This is a genomic window from Streptomyces lasalocidi (assembly GCF_005280215.1).
Taxonomy (GTDB): Bacteria; Actinomycetota; Actinomycetes; order Streptomycetales; family Streptomycetaceae; genus Streptomyces; species Streptomyces longwoodensis.
Genome location: NZ_SZNQ01000001.1, coordinates 1235069 through 1257659 on the forward strand (window position 1 = coordinate 1235069; position 22591 = coordinate 1257659).

General features: G+C 75.0%; 22 protein-coding genes. 9 read left to right on the top strand and 13 right to left on the bottom strand.

Going from position 1 to position 22591, the window contains the following annotated elements; all coding sequences use genetic code 11:
* Nucleotides 1-41 precede the first annotated feature (41 nt).
* Nucleotides 42-1736 carry a DUF885 domain-containing protein gene (locus tag E4U91_RS05400; protein WP_137305670.1) on the top strand — a complete coding sequence of 565 codons (1695 nt, stop codon included), beginning with the start codon at nt 42-44 and terminating at the stop codon, nt 1734-1736.
* A gap of 74 nt (nt 1737-1810) precedes the next feature.
* Here the strand turns inward: E4U91_RS05400 and E4U91_RS05405 are convergent, their stop codons facing one another.
* Nucleotides 1811-2326 (bottom strand): rhodanese-like domain-containing protein, encoded by a 516-nt coding sequence (locus E4U91_RS05405; RefSeq protein WP_137305672.1) that lies wholly within the window; start codon nt 2324-2326, stop codon nt 1811-1813.
* 157 nt (nt 2327-2483) lie between these two features.
* Between E4U91_RS05405 and E4U91_RS05410 the strand changes: the two genes are divergently transcribed.
* Nucleotides 2484-2930 (top strand): Lrp/AsnC family transcriptional regulator, encoded by a 447-nt coding sequence (locus E4U91_RS05410; protein ID WP_137305674.1) that lies wholly within the window; start codon nt 2484-2486, stop codon nt 2928-2930.
* On the opposite strand, the gene E4U91_RS05415 is transcribed toward E4U91_RS05410, so the two are convergent.
* From E4U91_RS05415 to E4U91_RS05435, 5 genes are all read right to left on the bottom strand, one after another.
* Nucleotides 2924-5914: an AAA family ATPase gene (locus E4U91_RS05415; protein ID WP_137305676.1), complete on the bottom strand. Its 2991-nt coding sequence runs from the start codon at nt 5912-5914 to the stop codon at nt 2924-2926. The genes E4U91_RS05410 and E4U91_RS05415 overlap by 7 nt on opposite strands.
* On the bottom strand, nt 5911-7074 hold the full coding sequence (locus E4U91_RS05420) for an exonuclease SbcCD subunit D (protein WP_137305678.1): 1164 nt from the start codon (nt 7072-7074) through the stop codon (nt 5911-5913). Before E4U91_RS05420 ends, E4U91_RS05415 begins: the two co-directional genes overlap by 4 nt.
* Nucleotides 7075-7204: 130 nt before the next feature.
* Complete coding sequence (locus E4U91_RS05425; RefSeq protein ID WP_137305680.1) at nt 7205-7831, bottom strand: YigZ family protein; 627 nt, start codon at nt 7829-7831, stop codon at nt 7205-7207.
* 9 nt (nt 7832-7840) lie between these two features.
* Nucleotides 7841-8410: a SixA phosphatase family protein gene (locus tag E4U91_RS05430; RefSeq protein ID WP_137305681.1), complete on the bottom strand. Its 570-nt coding sequence runs from the start codon at nt 8408-8410 to the stop codon at nt 7841-7843.
* A gap of 72 nt (nt 8411-8482) precedes the next feature.
* Nucleotides 8483-9211, bottom strand: a complete 729-nt coding sequence (locus E4U91_RS05435; protein ID WP_137305682.1) for a hypothetical protein — start codon at nt 9209-9211, stop codon at nt 8483-8485.
* A 188-nt stretch (nt 9212-9399) separates the two neighbouring features.
* Here E4U91_RS05435 and E4U91_RS05440 point away from each other — a divergent pair, with 188 nt between their 5' ends.
* Nucleotides 9400-9810, top strand: coding sequence for a CoA-binding protein (locus E4U91_RS05440; RefSeq protein ID WP_137305683.1), 411 nt, complete (start codon nt 9400-9402; stop codon nt 9808-9810).
* A gap of 197 nt (nt 9811-10007) precedes the next feature.
* Here E4U91_RS05440 and E4U91_RS05445 read toward each other — a convergent pair whose 3' ends face one another.
* The gene (locus tag E4U91_RS05445; RefSeq protein ID WP_137305684.1) at nt 10008-10367 is read right to left on the bottom strand and encodes an ArsR/SmtB family transcription factor; all 360 of its coding nucleotides are present in this window, start codon (nt 10365-10367) and stop codon (nt 10008-10010) included.
* 64 nt (nt 10368-10431) lie between these two features.
* Between E4U91_RS05445 and E4U91_RS05450 the strand changes: the two genes are divergently transcribed.
* Nucleotides 10432-11601, top strand: a complete 1170-nt coding sequence (locus E4U91_RS05450; RefSeq protein ID WP_422070887.1) for a cation diffusion facilitator family transporter — start codon at nt 10432-10434, stop codon at nt 11599-11601.
* A 302-nt stretch (nt 11602-11903) separates the two neighbouring features.
* On the opposite strand, the gene E4U91_RS05455 is transcribed toward E4U91_RS05450, so the two are convergent.
* Together E4U91_RS05455 and E4U91_RS05460 are read right to left on the bottom strand one after the other, a co-directional pair.
* Nucleotides 11904-12464, bottom strand: a complete 561-nt coding sequence (locus tag E4U91_RS05455) for a YbaK/EbsC family protein (protein ID WP_137305685.1) — start codon at nt 12462-12464, stop codon at nt 11904-11906.
* A 68-nt stretch (nt 12465-12532) separates the two neighbouring features.
* Complete coding sequence (locus E4U91_RS05460) at nt 12533-13105, bottom strand: helix-turn-helix domain-containing protein (RefSeq protein WP_137305686.1); 573 nt, start codon at nt 13103-13105, stop codon at nt 12533-12535.
* A gap of 106 nt (nt 13106-13211) precedes the next feature.
* Between E4U91_RS05460 and E4U91_RS05465 the strand changes: the two genes are divergently transcribed.
* Nucleotides 13212-14069, top strand: coding sequence for a DMT family transporter (locus E4U91_RS05465; RefSeq protein ID WP_137305688.1), 858 nt, complete (start codon nt 13212-13214; stop codon nt 14067-14069).
* A gap of 193 nt (nt 14070-14262) precedes the next feature.
* Here the strand turns inward: E4U91_RS05465 and E4U91_RS05470 are convergent, their stop codons facing one another.
* The gene (locus E4U91_RS05470; protein ID WP_241678511.1) at nt 14263-15141 is read right to left on the bottom strand and encodes an acyltransferase; all 879 of its coding nucleotides are present in this window, start codon (nt 15139-15141) and stop codon (nt 14263-14265) included.
* A gap of 108 nt (nt 15142-15249) precedes the next feature.
* Here E4U91_RS05470 and E4U91_RS05475 point away from each other — a divergent pair, with 108 nt between their 5' ends.
* Complete coding sequence (locus E4U91_RS05475; protein ID WP_137305690.1) at nt 15250-15777, top strand: gamma carbonic anhydrase family protein; 528 nt, start codon at nt 15250-15252, stop codon at nt 15775-15777.
* A gap of 127 nt (nt 15778-15904) precedes the next feature.
* On the opposite strand, the gene E4U91_RS05480 is transcribed toward E4U91_RS05475, so the two are convergent.
* The gene (locus E4U91_RS05480) at nt 15905-16564 is read right to left on the bottom strand and encodes a DedA family protein (protein ID WP_137305692.1); all 660 of its coding nucleotides are present in this window, start codon (nt 16562-16564) and stop codon (nt 15905-15907) included.
* A 137-nt stretch (nt 16565-16701) separates the two neighbouring features.
* A complete protein-coding gene (locus tag E4U91_RS05485; protein WP_241678512.1) occupies nt 16702-18357 on the bottom strand; it encodes an RICIN domain-containing protein in 1656 nt (551 codons plus the stop codon).
* Nucleotides 18358-18949: 592 nt separating this feature from the next.
* On the opposite strand from E4U91_RS05485, the gene galU reads away from it, so the two are divergent.
* Nucleotides 18950-19903: a UTP--glucose-1-phosphate uridylyltransferase GalU gene (gene galU / locus E4U91_RS05490; RefSeq protein WP_137305695.1), complete on the top strand. Its 954-nt coding sequence runs from the start codon at nt 18950-18952 to the stop codon at nt 19901-19903.
* Nucleotides 19904-20120: 217 nt separating this feature from the next.
* Complete coding sequence (locus E4U91_RS05495; protein WP_137305697.1) at nt 20121-20855, top strand: dienelactone hydrolase family protein; 735 nt, start codon at nt 20121-20123, stop codon at nt 20853-20855.
* Nucleotides 20856-20912: 57 nt separating this feature from the next.
* Here E4U91_RS05495 and E4U91_RS05500 read toward each other — a convergent pair whose 3' ends face one another.
* The gene (locus tag E4U91_RS05500; RefSeq protein ID WP_137310677.1) at nt 20913-21350 is read right to left on the bottom strand and encodes a DUF4442 domain-containing protein; all 438 of its coding nucleotides are present in this window, start codon (nt 21348-21350) and stop codon (nt 20913-20915) included.
* 141 nt (nt 21351-21491) lie between these two features.
* On the opposite strand from E4U91_RS05500, the gene E4U91_RS05505 reads away from it, so the two are divergent.
* Nucleotides 21492-22538, top strand: a complete 1047-nt coding sequence (locus E4U91_RS05505) for a DUF8017 domain-containing protein (RefSeq protein ID WP_137305699.1) — start codon at nt 21492-21494, stop codon at nt 22536-22538.
* The last annotated feature ends 53 nt before the right edge of the window (nt 22539-22591 follow it).

A 22591-nucleotide genomic window follows, 5' to 3' on the forward strand; every position in this document is an offset into this window, starting at 1 on the left:
CACTGCTGACGCGGCACCGGTATCCGTACGAGGATGTCCGCATGTCAGAGACGAAGAGCAGCCCGCTGCCCCGAGAGGTCGCCGACGCCTACGTCGACGAGCTCGTCGCCCTCGATCCGGTCACCGGCACCTACCTCGGCGTGGCGGAGTCCGCGCGCCGCCTGCCCGACTTCTCGCCGGAGGGCCAGGAGGCGCTCGCCCGGCTGGCGCGCGACACCCTGGCCCGGCTCGACGAGGCGGAGCGGCGGCCCGGCGCGGACAGCGACGTGGAACGCCGGTGCGCCCGGCTGCTGCGCGAACGGCTCACCGCCGAACTCGCCGTGCACGAGGCCGAGGAGGGCCTGCGCGCGGTCGGCAACATGTCGACGCCCGCGCACCACGTGCGCGAGGTGTTCACCGTGACGCCGACGGCCAGCGACGAGGACTGGGCGGCGGTCGCCGAGCGGCTGCGCGCGGTCCCGGCGGCCCTCGCGGGCTACCGCGCGTCCCTCGAACTCGGCCTGGAACGCAAGCTGTACGGCCCGCCCCGCCCGACCGCGACCCTGGTGGCGCAGCTGACCGAGTGGACGGACACGGACGGTTCGGGCCGCGGCTGGTTCGAGGACTTCGTGGCCGGCGGCCCCGACGCGCTGCGCGCCGAGCTGGACGAGGCGGCCCGCGGCGCGACGGCGGCGGTCGCCGGACTGCGGGACTGGATGCGCGAGGTGTACGCCCCGGCGGTCGAGGGCGCGCCCGACACGGTGGGCCGCGAGCGGTACGCCCGGTGGTCGCGCTACTTCAACGGCACGGACCTGGACCTGGACGAGGCGTACGCCTACGGCTGGTCCGAGTACCACCGGCTGCTCGCCGAGATGGAGGAGGAGGCCGGGAAGGTCCTGCCGGGCGCCGCGACCCCGTGGGTGGCGCTCGCGCACCTCGACGAGCACGGCCGGCACATCGAGGGCGTCGACGAGGTCCGCGACTGGCTCCAGGGCCTGATGGACGAGGCGATCGAGAAGCTGGACGGCACGCACTTCGAACTCGCCGAGCGGGTCCGCCGGGTGGAGTCGCGCATCGCTCCCCCGGGCAGCGCCGCGGCGCCGTACTACACGGGTCCGTCGGAGGACTTCTCCCGTCCGGGGCGCACCTGGCTGCCCGCCATGGGCGCGACCCGCTTCCCGGTCTACGACCTGGTGTCGACCTGGTACCACGAGGGTGTCCCGGGCCACCACCTGCAACTGGCGCAGTGGGTGCACGTCGCCCGGGACCTCTCGCGCTACCAGGCCACCGTCGGCATCGTCAGCGCCAACGCCGAGGGCTGGGCGCTGTACGCGGAGCGGCTGATGGACGAACTGGGCTTCCTCACGGACGCGGAGCAGCGGCTCGGCTACCTCGACGCGCAGATGATGCGCGCGCTGCGGGTGATCGTCGACATCGGCATGCACCTGGAGCTGCCGATCCCCGCGGACTCGCCGTTCCACCCGGGCGAGCGGTGGACGCCGGAGCTGGCGGAGGAATTCTTCGGGGCGCACAGCAGCCGCCCGGCGGACTACGTGACGAGCGAGCTGACCCGCTACCTGTCCATCCCGGGCCAGGCGATCGGCTACAAGCTGGGCGAACGCGCCTGGCTGCTGGGCCGCGAGAAGGCCCGCGCCCGCCACGGCGACGCCTTCGACCTCAAGGCGTGGCACATGGCGGCCCTGTCCCAGGGCTCCCTGGGCCTGGACGACCTGGTGGACGAACTGGCCCGGCTGTGAGGGCCTTCGGCCCCGGGTGAGTGGTCGCCCGCCCCCCGTCCGCGGTCGCGGGCTGGGGGCGGGCGCGGTCCCGTTCAGCAACCGCAGTCGTCGGCGCCCACGGGCGCGGTCAGCGGGTCGGCGGGGCGCTGCTCGGGCCCCTGCCAGGTGTCGTAGGCGAAGCCCTCGCGCACCCAGTACTCGAAGCCGCCGAGCATCTCCTTGACCTGGAAGCCGAGTTCGGCGAGGGCGAGGGCGGCGCGCGTGGCGCCGTTGCAGCCGGGGCCCCAGCAGTACGTCACCACAGGCACCGACCGGTCGAGCAGTTGCTCCGCCTGCTCGGCGACGAGCGCGGTGGGCAGGTGGACGGCGCCGGGGACGTGGCCCTGCTCCCACGCCTCGGTGGAGCGGGAGTCGAGCAGGACGAAGCCGGGGTCGCCGTCGGCGGCGAGGGCGGCGGCCACGTCGGAGACGTCGGCGTGGAAGGCGAGCATCGCCCGGAAGTGGGCGGCGGCCTCGGCGGGCGGGGCCGGGGGGACGCGCAGCACGGGGTGGGCGGGGGCGGGGGACACGGGGTGGGTGGCAGCGGGGAACGGGCTCAGGGAGGTCATCGCGGGTCCTTCGTCGGAGGGCCGGGCGTCGGGGTCGGCCGCCGGGTCGACGTGGTGGCCGATGACCGAAAATCTACGGTTCGTGACCGCTGCCAGGAAGGTACGATTCCCGGCCCGCGGCTTGCTCCGCCGTGGATTCCCCTGCTATCCCTGCCGGATGACCGCGTATTCCCCGGACGCCACCGACTGGCGCATCCTCGACGTCCTCCAGCGCGACGGACGGGTCAGCTTCGCCGACCTGGCCCGCGCGGTGTCCATGTCCGCGAGCGCGGTCACCGAGCGGGTGCGGCGGCTGGAGGAGGCCGGCGTCGTCCAGGGGTACGCGGCGGTCGTCGACCCGGAGCGGATCGGCCTGCCCATCCTGGCGTTCGTGCGGCTGCGCTACCCGCACGGCAACTACAAGCCCTTCCACGACCTGGTCGCCGTCACGCCGGAGATCCTGGAGGCGCACCACGTCACGGGGGACGACTGCTTCGTCATCAAGGTCGCCACCCGCTCGATGCGCCACCTGGAGGAGGTGTCCGGGAAGATCGGCGCCCTGGGGTCGGTGACGACCAGCGTCGTCTACTCCTCGCCCCTCCCCCGGCGCCCGCTGGGTCAGTGACCGCGCAGGCGCAGCACCGAACCCGAGCGTCCCTTCACCACCTCCAGCTGGGCGTGCACCCGGCGCCGCAGGTCGGCCACGTGGCTGACGATGCCGACGCTGCGGTCGCGTTCGCGCAGCGCGTCGAGGACGTCGAGCACGTCGTCCAGCGTCTGGTCGTCCAGGCTGCCGAAGCCCTCGTCGATGAACAGCGTGTCCAGCCGCACCCCGCCCGCCTCGTCGGTGACCACGTCGGCGAGGCCCAGCGCGAGGGCGAGTGACACGAAGAACGTCTCGCCGCCGGACAGGGTGGCGGTGTCCCGCTCCCGCCCGGTCCAGGCGTCCACCACGTGCAGTCCGAGTCCGCTGCGGCCGCGGCCGGTGCGGTCGTCGGAGTGGACGAGGGTGTAGCGGCCGGCGGACATCCGGTGCAGCCGCGCGGTCGCGGCGGCCGCCACCTGCTCCAGGCGGGCGGCGAGGACGTACGACTCCAGCCGCATCTTCCGCTCGTTGTCGGCGGAGGTGCCCGCGGTGAGCCCGGCCAGGCGGGCCACCCGGTCGTACTCCTCGCGCAGCGGCGCCAGCCGTCGTACGCCGGCCGCCGCGCGCGCGGACAGCCGGTCGAGCTCGGCGCAGCGGCGGGCGGCGGCGTCCTGGGCGGAGGCGGCCCGGCGCAGCCGCTCGGCGGCGGCCCGGGCGGCGTCCTCGGCCGCGGCGAGGTCGGCGGGCGGGCGCCGGGCGGCGGCCGAGGTGTCGGCCTCGGCGAGCACGGCCCGTACGGCGGCCTCCTCGGCCTGCCGGGCGTCCAGGCGGCGTTGCAGCTCGCGGTGGGCGGTGTCGTCGAGGAGGGCGTCGGCGGCGGCCTGCGGGGTGTCGAACCCGGCCCGGAACGCGGCCTCGTCCAGACGCCCGTCGGCGGCCTTGAGGCGCTCGGCGGCCTCCTCCGCGGCCCGGGCGGCCTCGGCGGCCTCGGTGAGCCGTGCGGCCCGCCGCTCCAGCTGCGCGGCCCGGGCGGCCACGCTGTCCGCGTCGCCGCGGGCCTGGACCAGCTCGGACTCCAGCGCCGTGCGCTCCTCGTCGAGCGCCTCGCGCCGGGAGCCGCGGGACGCGGAGCGCACGGCCGCCTCCTGCCGCAGCGCGGTGCGCCGCTCGCGCTCCTGCTCGGCGCGGCGCAGCTCCTCGCTCGCGGCGTGCAGGTCGGCGGCCGCGTCCCGGGCCAGGGCGTGCCGCGCCTCCAGCTCCTCGACGGCGGACGCCAGCCGGTCGGTGGGCTCGTCGCCCGCCTCGGCCTCGGCGGCGGCCAGTGCGCGCTGGACGGTGGAGAGGCGCTGCTCGGCCTCGTCGTGCGCGGCCTCGGCCTCCTGGTGGGCGGCGAGCGCCCGCTCCTCGGCCTCCCGGTCGACGTGTCCCGCGTCCTTGCGGGCCGGGGCGGGGTGTTCGGTGGCACCGCAGACCGCGCAGGGCTCGCCGTCCTGGAGGCGGGCGGCCAGCTCGGCGGCGATGCCGTTGAGCCGGCGCTCGCGCACCCGCAGCCAGTGCTCCTTGGCCTCCAGCACCCGCTCCCGCGCGCGGCGCTCCCGCTCGGCGGTGTCCTCGGTGTCGCGGGCCAGCTGGTCGCGCAGCCGGGCGGCGGACAGCCGCCGCTGCGCGGGCTCGCGCTGGGCGGCGTACTGCTCGGCCCGGGTCGCGGCTTCCTGGGCGACGGCGATCCGGTCCTGGAGGGCGGCCCGGGTCTCCTGCCACCCGGCGAGCCAGGCGTCCGCCTCCTCCACGACCTCCTGGTCGGCCCGCTCCTGGCGCTCCAGGTCGGCGCGCTCGGCGGACAGGTCGGCGAGCCGGCGCTCGGCGCGGCGGGCCGACTCCAGGCCGCCCAGCTCCTCGGCGGCCCGGCGCGCGGCGGCGGCGAGCCCGGCGGCGCCCGCGTCGGTGAACCGCTCGGGCAGCCGGGCCCGCGCGTGGGCCTCCACCCCGGCGGCGCGGCGGTGCTCGGCTTCGGCGGCCTCGCGCAGCTCCAGCGCCGGTGCCACCGCCTCCGCCTTGCGCGCCCGCCGCATCCGCTCCTGCGCCTCCTCGTGGGCGTCCGCGCGGTCCTGGAGCCGGGCGGCCCGCTCCCGGGCCTCGTCGAACCGCCGTTGCAGCCGGGCCAGTTCACGGGCCTCGGCCAGCTCGCGTTCGGCGGCGGCCTGGGCGGACTCGGCGGCCAGGCGCCCGCAGTGGGCGACGGTGAGCTGCTCGCGCGCGGTGCTGCGGGCGATCGCGGCGGCGGTCAGCACGGCCTCGGTAAGGCCCGGTTCGCCGGGAGCGAGGTCGGGCAGCTCCATGGCGTGGCCGGCCGCCTGCTGCATGCGGTGTGCGTCCGCAAGGAGGTCGGCGTCGCCCTCGCGCACGCGTGCCTCGGTGGTGCGGCGGCGCTCGGCGAGGCGCTTCTCCACCTCGGCGAAGCGCTGGGTGTCGAACAGGCGGCCGAGGAGGCGCCCGCGGGCCTCGGCGTCGGCGCGCAGGAACCGCGCGAAGTCGCCCTGGGGCAGCAGGACGACCTGGCAGAACTGCTCGCGGCTCATGCCGAGCAGCTGGGTGACCTCCTCGCCGACCTCCTGGTGGGAGCGGCTGAGGTCCTTCCAGGCGCCCGCCACCGGGTCGTACTCGCGCAGCCAGGTCTGGGCCTTGTCGAGGGTGGTGCCGGTGCCGCGCTTCTTGGGGCGCTCCCAGGGCGGCTGCCGGGTGATCTCCAGCCGGCGTCCGGCGACGGTCAGGTCGAGGGTGACCTCGGTGCGGGTGCCGGGGGCCGCGTGGTCGCTGCGCAGGGCGAGTCCCTGGCCGCTCTGGCGGACGCCGGGCACGGAGCCGTACAGCGCGTAGCACACGGCGTCGAGCACGGAGGTCTTGCCGGCGCCGGTGGGGCCGTGCAGCAGGAACAGGCCGGCGGCGGACAGCTCGTCGAAGTCGACGCTCTGGGCGGCGCCGAAGGGCCCGAAGGCGGTGAGGTCGAGGCGGTGCAGTCTCACCGGGTCACCTCCCGCACGGCCGCGTCCGCGCGCACGGTGTCGAACGCCTCGCGCAGCACCGCGCGTTCGTCGTCGTCGGGTGCGGTGCCGCGCACGTGGGCCACGAAGTCCTCGGCGACCTGCCGGTCGTCGCGGTCGGCCAGGCGGCTCGCATAGCTCCCGCCGGGGTCGTCGGGGGCGCGCTCGGGGGCGAAGGCGAGGCTGAGGGTGTGCGGGAAGCGCTCGGTGAGGCGGGCCATGGGGTCGGCGGGGCGCACGGCGTCGGTGAGGGTCGCCTCGATCCACGCGTCCTCGTGGCGGGCGAGGCCGGGGTCGGCGAGCAGGTCCTCCAGCGTGCCGCGCAGCCGGGCCAGCGGGCGCGGCACGGGGCAGTCGACGCGCTCGGCGCCGAGCGAGCCGTCGGCCGCCAGGTCGACCAGCCACATGCTCTTGCGGTGGCCGGCCTCGGAGAAGGAGTACGCGAGCGGGGAGCCGGAGTAGCGCACGCGCTCGGTGAGGGTCTGGCAGCCGTGCAGGTGGCCCAGTGCCACGTAGTCCACGCCGTCGAAGACGCCGGCCGGGACGGACGCCACGCCGCCGACGGTGATGTCCCGTTCGCTGTCGCTGGCCTCGCCGCCGGTGACGAAGGCGTGGGCGAGGACGACGGAGCGGGTGCCGGGGGCGCGGGCGGCGAGGTCGGCGCGCACCCGGTCCATGGCGGCGGCGAGCACCGCCTCGTGGCTCGGCCGCTCGACGCCGAACGCGTCCTTGACCAGGGCGGGTTCGAGGTACGGCAGGCCGTAGAAGGCGACGTCACCATGGGCGTCGGCGAGCACCACGGGGGTGCCGACCGCGGCGGGGTCGGTGCGCAGGTGGATGCCGGCGCGGTCGATGAGTCCCGCGCCCACGCCGAGGCGGCGGGCCGAGTCGTGGTTGCCGGAGATCATCACCGTGGGCACGCCGAGGTCCGCGAGGCGGTGCAGGGCGTCGTCGAACAGCTCGACCGCGGCGAGCGGCGGGACGGCGCGGTCGTACACGTCTCCCGACACGACCACCGCGTCGACCTCGCGCTCCCGCGCGGTCGCGACGAGGTGACCGATGAACTCGGCCTGGGCGCCGAGCAGGTTCACCCGGTGGAACGCCCGGCCGAGATGCCAGTCGGAAGTGTGCAGCAGCCTCATGATCCCCGAGACTAACGGCCGGGTCTGACACCACGGGCGGTTACTCCCGTTTCGAACCGTCATCACCGGGTCCTATCGGGCCCGTTGTGCCCGATTTACCCTTTTAGAGCGGTTCGTCAGACCTGTCCGTTCAGGCGTCCCCGTACGCCTCCCCGCCCAGGTCGAAGCGGGCCGTCCCGGCGGTCGCGTCGGCGAGCCAGGCGCGGAAGGCGGCCACGTCCGCGTCGGGAAGGCCGATCTCGATCGTCACGACCTCGCCGTAGCGCACGTCCCGCACGGCGCGGCCGGTGGCGCGCAGGTCGTTCTGCACCTTCCCGGCGCGCTGGTGGTCGACGGTGACGGTGGCCAGCCGGAAGCGCCGGCGGGTGACGGTGCCGAGCGCGTCGACGGCCTCGCCGACGGCGCCGCCGTACGCGCGGATCAGACCGCCCGCGCCCAGCTTGACCCCGCCGAAGTACCGGGTGACGACGGCGACGACGTACCGCATGTCCCGGCGCAGCAGCATCTGGAGCATGGGGACGCCCGCGGTGCCGCCCGGCTCGCCGTCGTCGCTCGCCTTCTGCACGGACGCGTCGGCGCCGATGACGTAGGCCCAGCAGTTGTGGTTGGCGTCGGCGTGCTCCTTGCGGACCGCGGCGACGAACTCCTGCGCCTCCCGCTCGGTGGCGGCGGGGGCGAGCGCGCACAGGAAGCGCGAGCGGTTCACCTCGGTCTCGTGCACGCCCGCGTGGGCGATCGTGCGGTACTGGTCCTGCATCGGGCCAGCCTATGCGGTGCCCCCGCCCTCCCCCGCCGCGCCCTTCCTGCCGCGCGGCACGGCCGTCCAGGTCAGCAGGGCCGTGCCCGGGGCCAGGGACCGCCAGGTGGGGGCGGGCCGGGTCAGCACCGCGAGGGCCGAGGTGGGGAACTCGGCGCGGATCCTGGGCAGCGTGTCGTCGAGGGCGTCACCGGCGAGGGCGTGGACCAGGTCCTCCAGGCCCGGGTTGTGGCCGACCAGGAGCAGGGTCGCCACCTCCGGCGGGGTCTCGTGCACCACCCGCAGCAGCGCGGGGACGCCGGCCCCGTACAGGCGTTCGTCGTAGCGGACCGGCGGCGGGCCGCCCCACTGCGCCGAGGCCAGCTCCCACGTCGTGCGGGCCCGCAGCGCGGTGGAGCACAGGGCGAGGTCCGGGAGGCAGCCGGCGTCGGCCAGGGCGCGTCCCGCGGCGGGGGCGTCGCGCCGTCCCCGGGGGGCGAGCGGCCGCTCGTGGTCGGGCACGCCCTCGGGCCAGGCCGACTTGGCGTGCCGCAGCACGACCAGCCGCCGCAGGGGCCCGTCGCTCGGGTCACCGGTCATGTGCGCCCACCTCCCTGACGCGTGTCGCGTCCCCCAGGGTGTCGCATCCCTCACGCGCGCGTGCCGGGTTCCTCACGCGTGCGTGCCGATCTCCCGGGTGAGTTCGAGCCCCAGGAGGCGGTCGGCGTAGGCGTACGTCTCGAAGCGGGCGCCCGGCGGCAGATCCGGGTCGTCCTCGACCTCGCGCAGGACGCGCAGCACCTGCGGCACGTCCAGGTCGTCCTCCCAGGCCGCGCGCAGCCGGACGCGCAGCGCTTCGGGGACCGGCCGCGAGGGCAGCCGTGCCCAGTCGGCCACCGTCCGCCGCCAGCGCCCGAGGGTGTCGCCGGCCTCGCCCAGGGCCGCCGCGTCGAGCCGGACGGGCACGTCACGGCGCTCGGACAGCAGGGCGAGCCGCAGGGCGGCGGGGTCCGGACCGGCGCCCTCCATCGGCACCGCGTCCTGTGCGTCGACGTCGGCCACCTCCACCAGCACCCCGTCCGGTACATCCGCCCCGGCCGGTGCCACGTGCAGGGCCTGCGCCCCGCCGAGGCCTGCTGCGCCGCCCCCGGTGTCCTCGAAGGGGCGGATGCCGAGGGCCGCGGCGGCGCGCAGGTCGGCCCGCTCGTGGTCCCCCGTGAGCAGCGTCCACACGGGTGTGCCGTCGAGCTCCAGCGCCCGGACGAGCACGTCGGCGACGAGCAGCACGCGCAGCGCGCCGGTGCCGTGGGCCGGGGCGTGGACCTCGACGCGGGTCAGGCCACGGCGGACGGGCGCGGCGGGGACGGGGTGGCCGGTGCGGGCGTCAGTGATGCGGAGCACGGCCCGAGCGTAGGCGCGCGGGCGCCGCCGCGCAGGTGGGCGGCGTGCATTCCGGACACGTGCACAGGCCCGGGCCGACGGAATCAGGGCCGCTCGGGCACGGTTGAGCGGGTAGGGGCGAAGAGTTCCCTTCCCCCACGGGCCGCTCACCGCGGGCCCGTGGCCCGACGAACGACAGGAGGCCGGCCGTGCACCGCGACGACGACGCGACGGTCCGCAAGATCCTCACCGAACTCGGCGACACCTGGGCCGTGGTCGGCCTGTCCACCAACCGCTCCCGGGCCGCCTACGGCGTGGCCGAGGTGCTCCGGCGCTACGGCAAGCGGGTCGTGCCCGTGCACCCCAAGGCCGAGCCGGTCCACGGCGAGCAGGGGTACGCCTCCCTGGCCGACATCCCGTTCGACGTGGACGTCGTCGACGTGTTCGTCAACAGCGAGCTGGCCGGGGCCGTCGCGGACGAGGCGGTCGCCAAGGGCGCGAAGGGGGTCTGGTTCCAGCTCGGCGTCGTGGACGAGGAGGCGTACGAGCGCACCCGTGCCGCCGGCCTGGACATGGTCATGAACCGCTGCCCGGCGATCGAGATCCCCCGGCTGGGCTGAGCACGTTCCGCCCCAGGGCCTGTCGTTTGGATCATTCCGGCGTCGCGGGGTCCGGCACGCGCATCTGCGGCGTTGTCGTCAGTTGGCGACGCTCCGCGTCGCCGCCCTCCTCCGCCTTGCAACTGCCCGCACCAGACCCCGCTCGGGTCGGCGACAAGGCGCCGTGGGCCGGGCCGGACTGATCCGAACGACAGGCCCTAGTCGTGCACCGGGCGGTCGCCGAGCCGGTGGTCGGCGACGTTCAGTGCCTCGTCGACCAGCCTGCGCAGGTGTCCGTCGCGCAGGGCGTACACCACGCGGCGGCCCTCCTTGCGCGTGCTCACCAGGCCCGCGAGCCGGAGCCGGGCCAGGTGCTGGCTGACCGCGGGCCGGGCCGCCCCGCACACCTCCGTGAGCGTCGTGACGTCGGCCTCGCCGGCGGTCAGGGCGTGCAGCAGGGTGAGGCGGGTGCGGTCGCCGAGCAGGGCGAGGATCTCGGCGGCGAGGGCGAAGTGCTCCTCCCCGGGGGCGGGCGGATGCCCTTCGTGCGCGGATGACGGGTGCGTGCGTGCGCTCATACGCACATAATGGCGCCGTGGACGGGAAGCCGGCCACCACCGCGCGCACCGGAAGGGGACGGACGTGAGCGAGCACCCCACCCATCGCCACGGAGACGGCCACGGGGACGGCCCAGAGGACGGCCACGGCGGGAGTCACGGCCGGGGTCATGGCCACCCGCACCACGGCGACGGCGGACACCACCACGCGCCGCACGACCCCGGGCCGCACCACCACGGCGCGCACCAGCACCACCCCTCCTCGTCCCCGGGCCTGCTCCACCGCCTCCGGCACCTGCTCACCCCGCACTCCCACGAGACGGCCGACAAGGTCGATCCCGCGCTGGAGTCCTCGGCCCGCGGGATGCGCGCCCTGTGGGTGTCGCTGGCCGTGCTGGGCGTGACCGCGCTGGCGCAGGCCGCGGTCGTGGCGGTGTCCGGGTCGGTGGCGCTGCTCGGCGACACGGTGCACAACGCGGCGGACGCGCTGACCGCCGTACCGCTGGGCATCGCGTTCGTGCTGGGCCGGCGCGCGGCCACCCGCCGCTTCACCTACGGCTACGGGCGGGCCGAGGACCTGGCCGGGATCGTGATCGTGCTGACGATCGCCGCGTCGGCGCTCTTCGCCGGGTGGACGGCCGTCGAACGGCTCCTCGACCCGCGCCCGGTGGCGCACGTCGGGGCCGTCGCGGTGGCCGCGCTGGTCGGCTTCGCGGGCAACGAGTGGGTGGCCCGGCACCGGATCCGGGTGGGCCGGGAGATCGGTTCGGCGGCGCTGGTCGCGGACGGACTGCACGCCCGCACCGACGGGTTCACCTCGCTCGCGGTGCTGGTGGGCGCGGGCGGCTCGGCGCTCGGCTGGCAACTCGCCGACCCGCTGGTCGGGTTGGCGATCACGGCGGCGATCGCCCTGGTGCTGCGGGACGCGGCACGCGAGGTGTTCCGGCGGGTGATGGACGCGGTGGACCCGGCGCTCACGGAGCGCGCCGAGCAGGCCCTGCGGGAGGTCCCCGGGGTACGGGAGGTGGCCGAGCTGCGGCTGCGCTGGATCGGGCACCGGCTGCGCGCCGAGGTGGCGGTCGTGGTGGACGGCGAGGTGACGGTGCGTCAGGCCCACGCGGTCGCCGTCGACGCCGAACACGCCCTGTTGCACGCCGTACCGCGCCTGACGGCCGCCCTGGTGCACGCCGACCCCGCGCCGGTGCCGGGCGAGGGGGACCCTCACCTCGCCCTGGCGCACCACCTCACGGCCTAGGGGTGTCTCGTCGATCAGGCCGGGCTCGCGGCGTCTGGCACCGCACCTCGCCGCGTTGTCGTCGGTCCCCGATGCTCCGCATCGACTCCCTCCTCCGCCTTGCGATGCACGGCACCAGACGCCGCTCCCTGATCCGGCCTGATCGACGAGACACCCCCTAGGACGACACCGGACGACGGACGCGACATCGGGCGGCAAACGGACGGCAATCGGACGGCGGACGACACCGGACGACTGACGACAACGGACGGCAAACGGCATCGGGGGACGGACGACATCGCACGACACCGGAGGCCGGACCGTCAGACCGGCGTGCCCAGTCCGTCCAGCACCACCGCGCCGGGCAGCGCGGCGAGGACCTTGCCCGGGACGAGCAGCTTGCCGCGGCGGCGTCCGCTGCCGACCAGTACCCACGGCAGGTCGACGACGGCGGAGTCCACCAACAGGGGCCACGACTCAGGCAGTCCGACGGGCGTGATGCCGCCGTACTCCATGCCGCTCCCGCCGGTGGCCACGTCGATGGGCGCGAACGACGCCTTGCGGGCGCCGAGGTGGCGGCGCACCACGCCGTTGACGTCGACCCGTGTGGTGGAGAGGGCCAGACAGGCGGCGAGCGTACTCTCGCCGCCGCGCTTGCCGACGACGACGACGCAGTTCGCGGACTGCTCCAGCAGCTCGCGCCCGTAGTGCTCCACGAAGACGGCCGTGTCGGCCCACTGGGGGTCGGTCTCCACGTAGAGGATCTGCTCGACGGGGACGCTGCCGCTCCAGCGGCGCACGGCGTCGGCGACCGGGGCGGTCAGCTCGTCGAGGCAGTCGGGAGCGGGAGTGGCGGTGTCGAAGTCTCCGATCGGTGCACGCATGGGCGCACGTTAACAGCCGTTCCGGGGCGGCCGGACGGACGTCTCGAAGGCCGGAAGCGGGGCCGGCCTCAGGGAACGGGCGGGACGGAGACGGCCATGACCATCACCATCGGCACGTCGCCGGTGTTGCCGTAGGTGTGAGTGGTGTTGGCCTCGAAGGAGGCGGTCGCGCCCGCCGGGACGCGGTACTCGATGCCGTCCACCGTCAGCGTCAGCTCTCCCTCGATCACGTGCACCAGCTCGGCCGTGCCGGTGGGGTGCGGGTCGGAGGAGCTGCCCTCGCCGGGCATCAGCCGCCACTCCCACATCTCCAGCGGGCCGGGGGCCTCGGTGCCGGCGAGCAGCAGGTTGTAGCTGCCGGCGTCGGTGTGCCACAGCCGTACGGCCTGGTCGGCGGGGACGACGCGGACCTTCGGGCCCTGCTCGTAGTCGAGCAGCGTGGTGATGCTGACGCCGAGCGCGTCACCGATCTTGACGACGGTGCCGAGGCTCGGGTTGGTGCGGGCCTGCTCGATCTGGATGAGCATGCCGCGGCTGACCCCGGCCCGCGCGGCCAGCACGTCCAGGGTGAAGCCGCGCACCGCGCGCCAGTGCTTGACGTTGCGCGCCAGCGACTGGGTCAGCAGGTCGAGGTCCGACACGATTCATCCCATTCCGGAGTTCAATATTCTGGATGACAGAGTTCACCACTCTGCACTACCGTGTGGTGCACCTGATCGTGCACCGAACTGTACTGCGAGGCGAGCGGTGACAGCATTCTTCGCCCTGGCCACCAGCCTGCTCTGGGGTCTGGCCGACTTCGGCGGCGGGCTGCTGACCCGGCGCTTCCCCGCGCTGACGGTCGTCGTGCTCTCCCAGGGCGCCGCGGCCGTCGTGCTCGGCGCGATCGTGGTCGCCACGGGCGGCTGGAGCGAGGCCGGCCCGCGGCTGTGGTTCGCGGTGGCGGCGGGCCTGGCCGGACCGGTCGCACTGCTCTCCTTCTACAAGGCGCTCGCACTCGGCCCGATGGGCGTGGTCTCCCCGCTGGCCACCCTGAGCGTGGCCGTGCCGGTGTCCGTCGGACTGTTCCTGGGCGAGCGTCCGGGACTGGTCCAGGTCGCGGGCATCGCGGTGGCCGTGGCGGGCGTCGCCCTGGCGGGCGGGCCGCAGCTGCGCGGGGCGGCGGTGCAGCGCACGGCCGTGCTGCTCACGCTGGTCGCCGCGCTCGGCTTCGGCACGGTGTTCGTCCTGATCGCCGAGGCGTCGACGTCCGTCACCGGTCTCTTCCTGGCCCTGTGCGTGCAGCGCCTGGTGAGCGTGGCGGTGGGCGGCGCCGCGCTGTCCGTGAGCGTGCGGCGCGGGGCGTCCGCGTTCCCCGACGGGGGATTCCCCTGGGCCTCGTTGCCGGCGCTCGCCTTCGTGGGCCTGGCCGACGTGGCGGCGAACGGCACCTACACGGTCGCCGCCCAGCACGGCCCGGTCACCGTGGCCGCGGTGCTCGCCTCGCTCTACCCGGTGGTGACCGCGCTGGCCGCCCGCGGGTTCCTGCGGGAGCGCCTGCGCGCGATACAGGCAGCGGGCGCGGGCCTCGCCCTGGTCGGGACGGTGCTGCTGGCGACGGGCTGACGCCGAACGGCGCCCACGGCGCCTGGGTCTCCATCTGCCGGGGGCGGTCCGGGCAGCGCTCCCCTGAAGTCACCCGGCCCTTGGCGAAGACGGGTCCGCCGGCCGCCCTGATCGACCGCATCGACCGCGAGACCGAGGCGGCCGACAAGCTCGAGGCGTCGCCCCGGCGGGGGCCGGCCCGCCGGCCGTCCGCTCAGCCGTCGCCGTCCAGTGCCGCCAGCCTCGCCGCGGGCTCCCCTGCGCCCGGTGCGGCCGGGCCGAGCGACCGCGTACGGGCGCCCGTCCCCTCCTGGACCTCGACGGCGACCCCGTTCTCGCCCGCGTCCAGCTCCGCGAGCCGGGCCACCGTCTGGTCGTCGAGGTCGGAGAGGGCGACGAGCTGCTCGGGCGTGACGCCGTCCGGGATCGGCACCGGCGCGGGCGTGCGCAACGGCGGCTGCCAGCCGTCGGCCGGCGTCCAGCGCCGTACGACCTTGGCGGGGGCGCCCGCCACCACCGCGTGGTCGGGGACCTCACCGCGTACCACCGCGCCCGCGGCGACCACCACGTTCCGTCCGATCCGCGCGCCCGGCAGGATCACCGCGCCGGTGCCGATCCAGCAGCCGGACCCGATCTCCACCGGCTCCATGCGCGGCCACTGCTTGCCGATGGGCTGGTGGGGGTCGTCGTAGGAGTGGTTGGTGGACGTGACGTAGACGTACGGCCCGAAGTAGCAGTCGCTGCCGATGGTGACCGTGGTGTCCGCGATGACGTGGCTGCCGCGGCCGAGGACGACCCCGTCGCCGATGCGCAGGATCGGGTCCGGGCCGAGGTCCAGGTCGGGCATCAGCCCAGCCGTGAGGGTGACCTGCTCGCCGACGATGCAGTGGGCGCCCAGGTGGATCCACGGTTCGCCGAAGACGGTGCCCAGCGGGAACGCCAGGCGCGTGCCGGTGCCCAGGGAGCCGAAGCGGAAGCGGCCGGGCCGCTCGGCCGTGACCGAGCCGGTGCGCTGCACCCAGGCCCAGGCGCCGTGGACGGCGCGCTGCGCGAGGCGGCCCCGCCAGGATGAGAACGTGTTCTGCTTCGGCACGACCTCACGGTACTCAGCGGGTACGGGCGCCACCGGGCCGAGGGCCTGTGATCTTCACCCCACCGGGTGGGTTACGGTGCCGGGGAGGACGAGCAGCAGGAGGCGACGATGACGGACCAGCCGCTGATCAAGGGCATCGCGGGCCGGGAGCCGAATATCGACCCGGAGGCGTTCGTGGCACCGGGGTCCACGGTGATCGGGGACGTGACGCTCGGGGCGGGGGCGAGCGTCTGGTACGGCGCCGTCCTGCGCGGCGACGTCGAGCGCATCTCCGTCGGCGCGCACAGCAACATCCAGGACAACTGCACCCTGCACGCCGACCCCGGGTTCCCGGTGACCGTCGGGGAGCGCGTGTCGGTCGGGCACAACGCCGTGGTGCACGGGGCGACCGTGGAGGACGACTGCCTCGTCGGCATGGGCGCGACCGTCCTGAACGGCGCGGTGATCGGCGCCGGTTCGCTGGTCGCGGCCCAGGCGCTGGTGCCGCAGGGCATGCGGGTGCCGCCGGGGTCCCTGGTCGCGGGCGTGCCCGCGAAGGTCAAGCGGGAGCTGACCGAGGAAGAGCGTCAGGGCGTGACCCTGAACGGCACGATGTACGCGGAGCTGGCGAAGGCCCACAGGGAGGTCCACGCCTAGGAGACCGGGCGGGGCGGCCGACCGGCGAACGACCGACCGGCGGACGAGCGGCCAGGAGGGGGTCGGCCGGGAGACGGCGGCGGGCTCGGGGACGGCCGGCCCGGCAGCGGCCGGTCCGACGCGCTCGTCAGTCGCCCGCGGTGACCGGCTCGGGCTCGGCCGACCGCTCGGCCACCGCCGTCGCCTGGGCCTTCTTCGCCTTGCGCTTGATCACCAGCATGGACGTCACACCGATCAGCACGGCGAGCACCAGGCCCAGCCACGAGAAGCGCTTCAGCCAGGACTCGGCGACGACGCCCACGGAGTAGATGACCGCCGTCGTACCGCCGGCCCAGACGATGCCGCCCAGCACGTTGGCGATGAGGAACTTCCAGTACGGCATGTGCAGGACGCCCGCGAGCGGGCCCGCGAAGATGCGCAGCAGGGCGATGAACCGGCCGAAGAAGACGGCCCACATGCCCCACTTCTCGAAGGACCGCTCGGCGGTGGCGACGTGTCCCTCGCTGAAGTGCCGTGGGAACTTCCGTCCCAGCCAGGCCAGCAGGGGCCGGCCGCCCTTGCGTCCGATGGCGTAGCCGATGGAGTCGCCGACCACGGCACCCACGGTGGCGCACGTGCCGAGGATCACCGGGTTGATGCCGCCGTGCTGGGAGGCCATCAGGGCGGCGGACACCAGGATGATCTCGCCCGGCAGCGGGATGCCCAGGCTCTCCAGGCCGATGACCAGCCCCACCACCGCGTAGACGGCGACCGCGGGCACCGTGTCGAGCCACTCCTGGACGTGCACCCGGTTCCTCCCGTTTCCCTGCGCTGTGCGTGGTGCCGACGTGGGCCGCCGTGCCCCCGGACGACGCCCCCGGGCAGCCTACCGGGTCGCGCTGGACCGGCCCACGGGCCCGGCCACGGCCTTCGCCGCCCCGAGCGTCAACGTCCGCCGCGCCCTGTGTGTTCCGGACCGGGCGCCAGACGTGGTGCCACGCCGGATGCCGAGCGCTGCCCGAGGCCGAGCACCGGTTCCAGCACAGCACCCGCGGCTCCCGGCACCACGGAGCCGCGCACCACGGAGCCGGGCACCGGGGCCGGCCGCGAGGTCTCCGGGGTGTCCTCGCAGCAGGAGACCTGGTCGACGCGCGTCTCGTACGGCGAGGGGGGCACCGCGGTCGGCGGCCGGAGGGACGGCGGGGCCGCGGGGTGCGGCGCGGCGGGAGGTGCCGCGGAGCGGGGTGCGCTGCGCGGGGCCGGGACGGGAGCGCCACCGGTGGGCGGGGGCGTGGGGCTGCGGGACGGGAGCCCGGGGGCGGGCGGCGCCGCCGGGCCGTTGCCGGGACCGGTCGGTGCGGGGGCCGTGTCGAACTGCCAGCGTTGCCGTGCGGAGCCGTCCCGTTCCCTCACGGCCACCCCGTGGCCCGAGCCGCCCGGTGCCGGGACGACGACCAGGCCGTCCCCATGGCGCAGCAGCAGCTCGCCGCGCACGGTGACGTCGTAGAACACCTCCCCCGCGTGCGACGCGCACCCGTCGAGCGTCACGTCACGGCGCACGGGGTCGGCGGTCAGGCAGAGGCCCGGGGCGGGCGCGGCGAGGCTGCGCAGCAGTCCGTCACTCCGGTACGACCACTGCTGCGAGGCGGCGCCCGAACAGTCCGCGAGGACCACCCGCGCGCCGGCCCGGACCCGGCGGTCCTCGACGTCCAGGCACAGCCCGCCGCCCCGGACGCGGAGCCTGCCGCGGGCGGTCTCGGAGCGGTGCCCCGCGGGGTCGGCCGAGGTGGGCCCGTACCCAGAGGAACCCCCGGGGGCGGTGGTGCCGGCGACGGGTGCGCCCCAGGTGGCCCCCGGCATGGGAACACCGCTGTCGTCGGCCCATCCGCGGCCCACGAGGAACGCGGCGAGCAGGGCGAGGGAGGTCAGGCCGACCCCCAGGAGCACGCCCTTCCCACCGCGGGCCGTGGCGCCCCGCGGTGCGGCCGGGGCGCTGCGGTGCCGGCCGAGGGGTGCCCGGGGGGCCGTACGGCGTCGGCGGGCTCCGGGAGCCGTGGCGCGGCCGGGGCGGGAGTCGAGGTAGCGGCGGGCGCCCCAGCCGAGCACGGTCTCGGCGAGCAGGACGTCCAGGGCGCCGTCGAAGTGGCTGAGTTGTTCGGCCGCGTGCCGGCAATAACGGCACTCGGCGAGGTGCCGCCGCACATCCGGCAGGAGCCCGGCGCCGCGTCGCAGGGGGATGTCGACGAGACGATTGTGGAAACGGCATTCCCTGGTCGGCGCGAGGTCCCGGTGGGCGCGGACGCAGAGCGCGCGGAATTGTTCGCGGGCCTGTTCCAGAGCGGCGGTCGCGGTGATGCCGTCGATGCCCGACAGACCGGCCGGTACGGATATCGGCTCGGCCTCCACCTCCGTGTGCCACAACAGGCATTGCGCGGCGGGCGGAAGGGACTGGAATGCGCGCTCGGCGAGTTGTCGCCTTTCCGGGGTACCGGCCCGCGCGGCACGCAGTCCGCGGCCGCCGGTGGTCCGGCCCACCGCGGGCAGGGCCGCGGGAACGCCCTCGGCGCCGGCCCATTCCCGGACGGTGTCGCGGACGGCCACGAGGATCTGCGGCCGCAGCGCACCTCCGGGCCGGCCGCGCTCCAGACGGCCGAGTACCTGGTGGAAGGCGGTGGCGGTGACGAGTTCCGCGGCGGTGCCGTCCGAGGCCAGACAGACGGCGGCGTAGTCGTAGGCCGGGCGCCAGTGCCGGGCGAGCAGCAGCGGGACGGCCCGGGCGGGGCGTCCTGCCGCGATCTCGGCGGCGAGCGCGCGGTCGGAGTCGCCCGGGGGCCGGCCCGGGCGTGGGGGGTAGGGCGGGCGGGGCGGGGGGGGGGGGGGGCGGGTGGGGGGAGGACACGGGGACTATTTCCTTCCGAGGGTGGCTCACCTTCGCACAAGCGCCTCTCAGGAAACAAGGAGTTCGAACGGCCCGCGTTCAAGACGCGGGAATTGCTGATGAGTTACCCGCGGTATCCGCACCGGCTTTCGAAAAAGGGCCGGAGAGGAGCGCCAACTTGTGCGCACACAAAGGGGAACGGGACACAGAACCTCCTCTTCTCGGGGCCCCTCCCGAGCTTCCCGAGCGTTCTTCACAGGGTTCTCCGAGGCGGCTCCCGGGCCACTCCCATGCGCCTGCGCCAGCATGGCCCGCATGATCGCCCCCCACTCCTCCCCGACTCTCCCGCCCGCGCCCCTCGCCACGGTTCGCAAGGCGGTGGTCCCGGCCGCCGGGCTGGGCACCCGCTTCCTGCCCGCCACCAAGGCGACACCGAAGGAGATGCTGCCGGTCGTCGACAAGCCGGCCATCCAGTACGTCGTCGAGGAGGCCGCGGCGGCCGGCCTGGACGACATCCTCATGGTCACCGGCCGGCACAAGCGGGCCATCGAGGACCACTTCGACCACGCCTTCGAACTGGAGCAGGCGCTCGCGGCCAAGGGCGACACGGTACGGCTGGACGCGGTGCGCGACCCGGCCCGGCTGGCCGACATCCACCACATCCGGCAGGGCGACCCGCTGGGCCTCGGGCACGCCGTGCTGTGCGCGCGCCACCACGTGGGCGAGCAGCCGTTCGCGGTGCTGCTCGGCGACGACCTCATCGACCCGCGCGAGACGCTGCTGAGCCGGATGCTGGAGGTGCGCGGCCGGTACGGGGGCAGCGTGGTCGCGCTCATGGAGGTGCCCCCGGAGCAGGTCCACCTCTACGGCTGCGCGACGGTCGAGCCGTCCGGCGAGGACGGGATCGTGCGCGTCACCGGGCTGGTGGAGAAACCGGCCCGCGCGCAGGCGCCGAGCCGCTACGCCGTCATCGGCCGCTACGTCCTCGACCCGGCGGTGTTCGACGTCCTGGAGCGCACCCCGCCCGGGCGCGGCGGCGAGATCCAACTCACCGACGCCCTCGGGGAGCTGGCCGCCGCGGGCACCGTCCACGGGGTCGTCTTCGACGGCCTGCGCTACGACACCGGCGACAAGGCGGACTACCTGCGCACGGTGGTCCGGCTGGCCTGCGCGCGCGAGGACCTGGGACCGCAGTTCCGGGCCTGGCTCAGGCAGTTCGTGGCCGAACTGGAGGCCACGGCCCCGGAGGACGACCGCTTGGCGGCGTGAAACAGCTGCGCGGCGGTTCCTCCGGGTGGGCTATGTTGCAGACATGACTACCGGGACGGCCTCGCGCCACACACGGATCGGTGACCCGGTGCCCTCCTGAGCGCCGTACGGGCCAGTGCGGGCCCGCTGTCCGGTCGAGGGTGCCGCGCTGCCGAGCGGGCTCCGCCTCCGTCGTGTTGATCACAAGCTCGAGACATCAACCACGACAGGAGGGTCCATGCCCACCAAGACGCTGCAGATCCCCACCGCGGACGGTCAGGCCGACGCTTTCGCCGCCTTCCCCGAGCACGACGGGCAGCACCCGGGGGTGCTGATGTACACGGACGGCTTCGGCATCCGGCCCGTACTGCGGGAAATGGCCCGCGAGCTGGCCGGGCACGGGTACTACGTGCTCGTCCCCCACCTCTTCTACCGGCACGGCCCGGCACCGGTGACCGAACTCCCCGAGCACATCGGAGAAGAGGCACGGCCCGCGGTCCTCGCCCGGCTGATGCCCTTGATCGAGGCGCACACCGCCGACCGTGTCCTGCGGGACGCCGACGCCTACCTCAGGTTCCTCACCGCTCAGCCCGAGGTCGGCGCAGGACCGGTCGCGGTGACCGGCTACTGCATCGGTGGCCTCCTGGCGACGCGCACCGCCGCGGCCCACCCCGGCCGGATCGCCGCCCTCGCCGCGTTCCACGGCCCGGTGGGAGCCGACGGACCCGGCAGCCTTTCCCGGATCACTGCCGAGATCCACTTCGGCCATGCGGAGAGCGACGTGACACCCGAGGCTCTCGGCGAGCTCGACAAGGCCCTGGACGCGGCGGGTGTCGGCTACACCTCCGAGATCTACCCCGGCACCGTCCACGGGTTCACCATGTCCGACACCGATGCCTTCGACCCGGCCGCGCTGCGGCTCCACTGGGACCGCCTGCTCCCCCTCCTCGGCCGCACCCTGACCCGGAGCTGACCACTCCGGGACGGGAAGCGAGGGCGCCAGGGAACCGCACGACCCCCGCTGGTCCGCTCAGCCGTTGGGGCGCAGGGTCCACACCACGGTCATCTCCCCCGTGACCGCCCCGTCGGCGCGGCGGATCTCGATCGCGACGGGGAACTCGGGCCGCTCGCCCGCGTCGAGCTGGGCGACGACCTCGGCGGCCGGGCGGCCCAGCGTGGCGGTCGCGGTGACGGCGCCCATGGCGAGCTTCTTGTAGGCGATCTCGGCGCGGACGGCGAGCGGCACCGCGCGCGCGAGCTGGTCCCCGAAGGCGGCGAGGACGATGGCGCCGCTCGCGGACTCGCCGAGCGTGAACATCGCACCGGCGTGCGGGCCGCCCACGTGGTTGTGGAAGGCGCCCTGGTCCGGCAGGGCGACCACGGCCCGCTCCGCCCCGGTCTCCAGGAACTCGAGGTTCAGGGTCCGGGCCATGGGCACCGTGGCGGCGAGCATCTCGCCGATGGACATCTGGTCTGCGCTCATACCGCGATGTTACCCACGAGTAGCGCGCGCCCGCCAGACGCGCGCCGGCATCTCCCCGCGCTTGCCACCGCACTGACGAGGGGCCGTGACCCATTCGTTTCCCGCGCGGCACTAGGGTGCTGCACCATGTGGCCAGGACAGCAGCAGCCCGGGGGAGAGCCGAACCCGCAGGCACAGAACACCCCGCAGGGGCAGGACAACCCGTACCAGCAGCCGGGGTACCAGCAGCCCAATCCGTACCAGCAGCCCGGGTTCCAGCAGCCCAACCCCTATGCGCAGCAGCCGCAGTGGGGCGCGCCGACGGTTCCGCTCGCACCGCAGCCCCAGCCGGGCGGCGGGAGCGGTGGCGGGGGCAACCGCACCAAGGTGGTGGCGATCGTGGCCGCCACCGCGGTCGTGGTGGCCGCCGGTGTGACCGCCTTCCTGGTGCTGGGCGGCAAGGACGACGACACGGAGGCGAAGGGCGGCGGGAGCGCGTCCCCGACGGCCACGGCGAGCGCCGGGCCGAGCGACACGGCCACCACCGGCTCCGGCGACAACCCGCGCAACGGGGAGGCGGAGAAGCCGACGGTCGCGGGCTGGAAGGTCGTCGTCAACCCCAAGTGGGGCACCGCGTTCGACGTGCCGGCCGACTGGGAGGTGCAGAACCCCGGCACGAGCTACGGCTTCGAGTGGGAGGACAAGAAGGAGCAGGACGGCTACGGCCGGATCCTGATGGGCGGCACCGCCAAGTACAAGTCGAAGTGGTGCACCGAGGACGACGACAAGGACGGCAAGACCGACGACTCCGCGCTCGCCGTGGTCGGCACCAAGGGTGCGCAGGGCGCGAAGAGCACCGACGAGATCGCGATCAACACGCCCGCCTGGTGGGTCTTCGGCGGCTACACGCAGCCCGACAAGAAGAGCTTGAGCTTCGACAAGAAGGCCACGCCCTTCACGACCGCCTCCGGTGTGCAGGGCAGTTACGCCTGGGCCCAGTCGACGAACACGCCCCAGAAGGGCACGTGCGCGAGCGACGGCAAGGCGATCACCTTCGGCTTCAAGAACTCCAACGGCGACTACGTGTCCTGGAACCTGTACACGGCCAAGGGCGTCAAGGACGAGGTGCCCAAGGAGACGATCATGAAGATCCTGAGCACGGTCCGGCTGCACGGGACGCCGACGCAGAACTGACCCGGGCGGCGGCGCGGCGCGGGCCTGACCGGTCCATCCCGTGTGATCAGCGG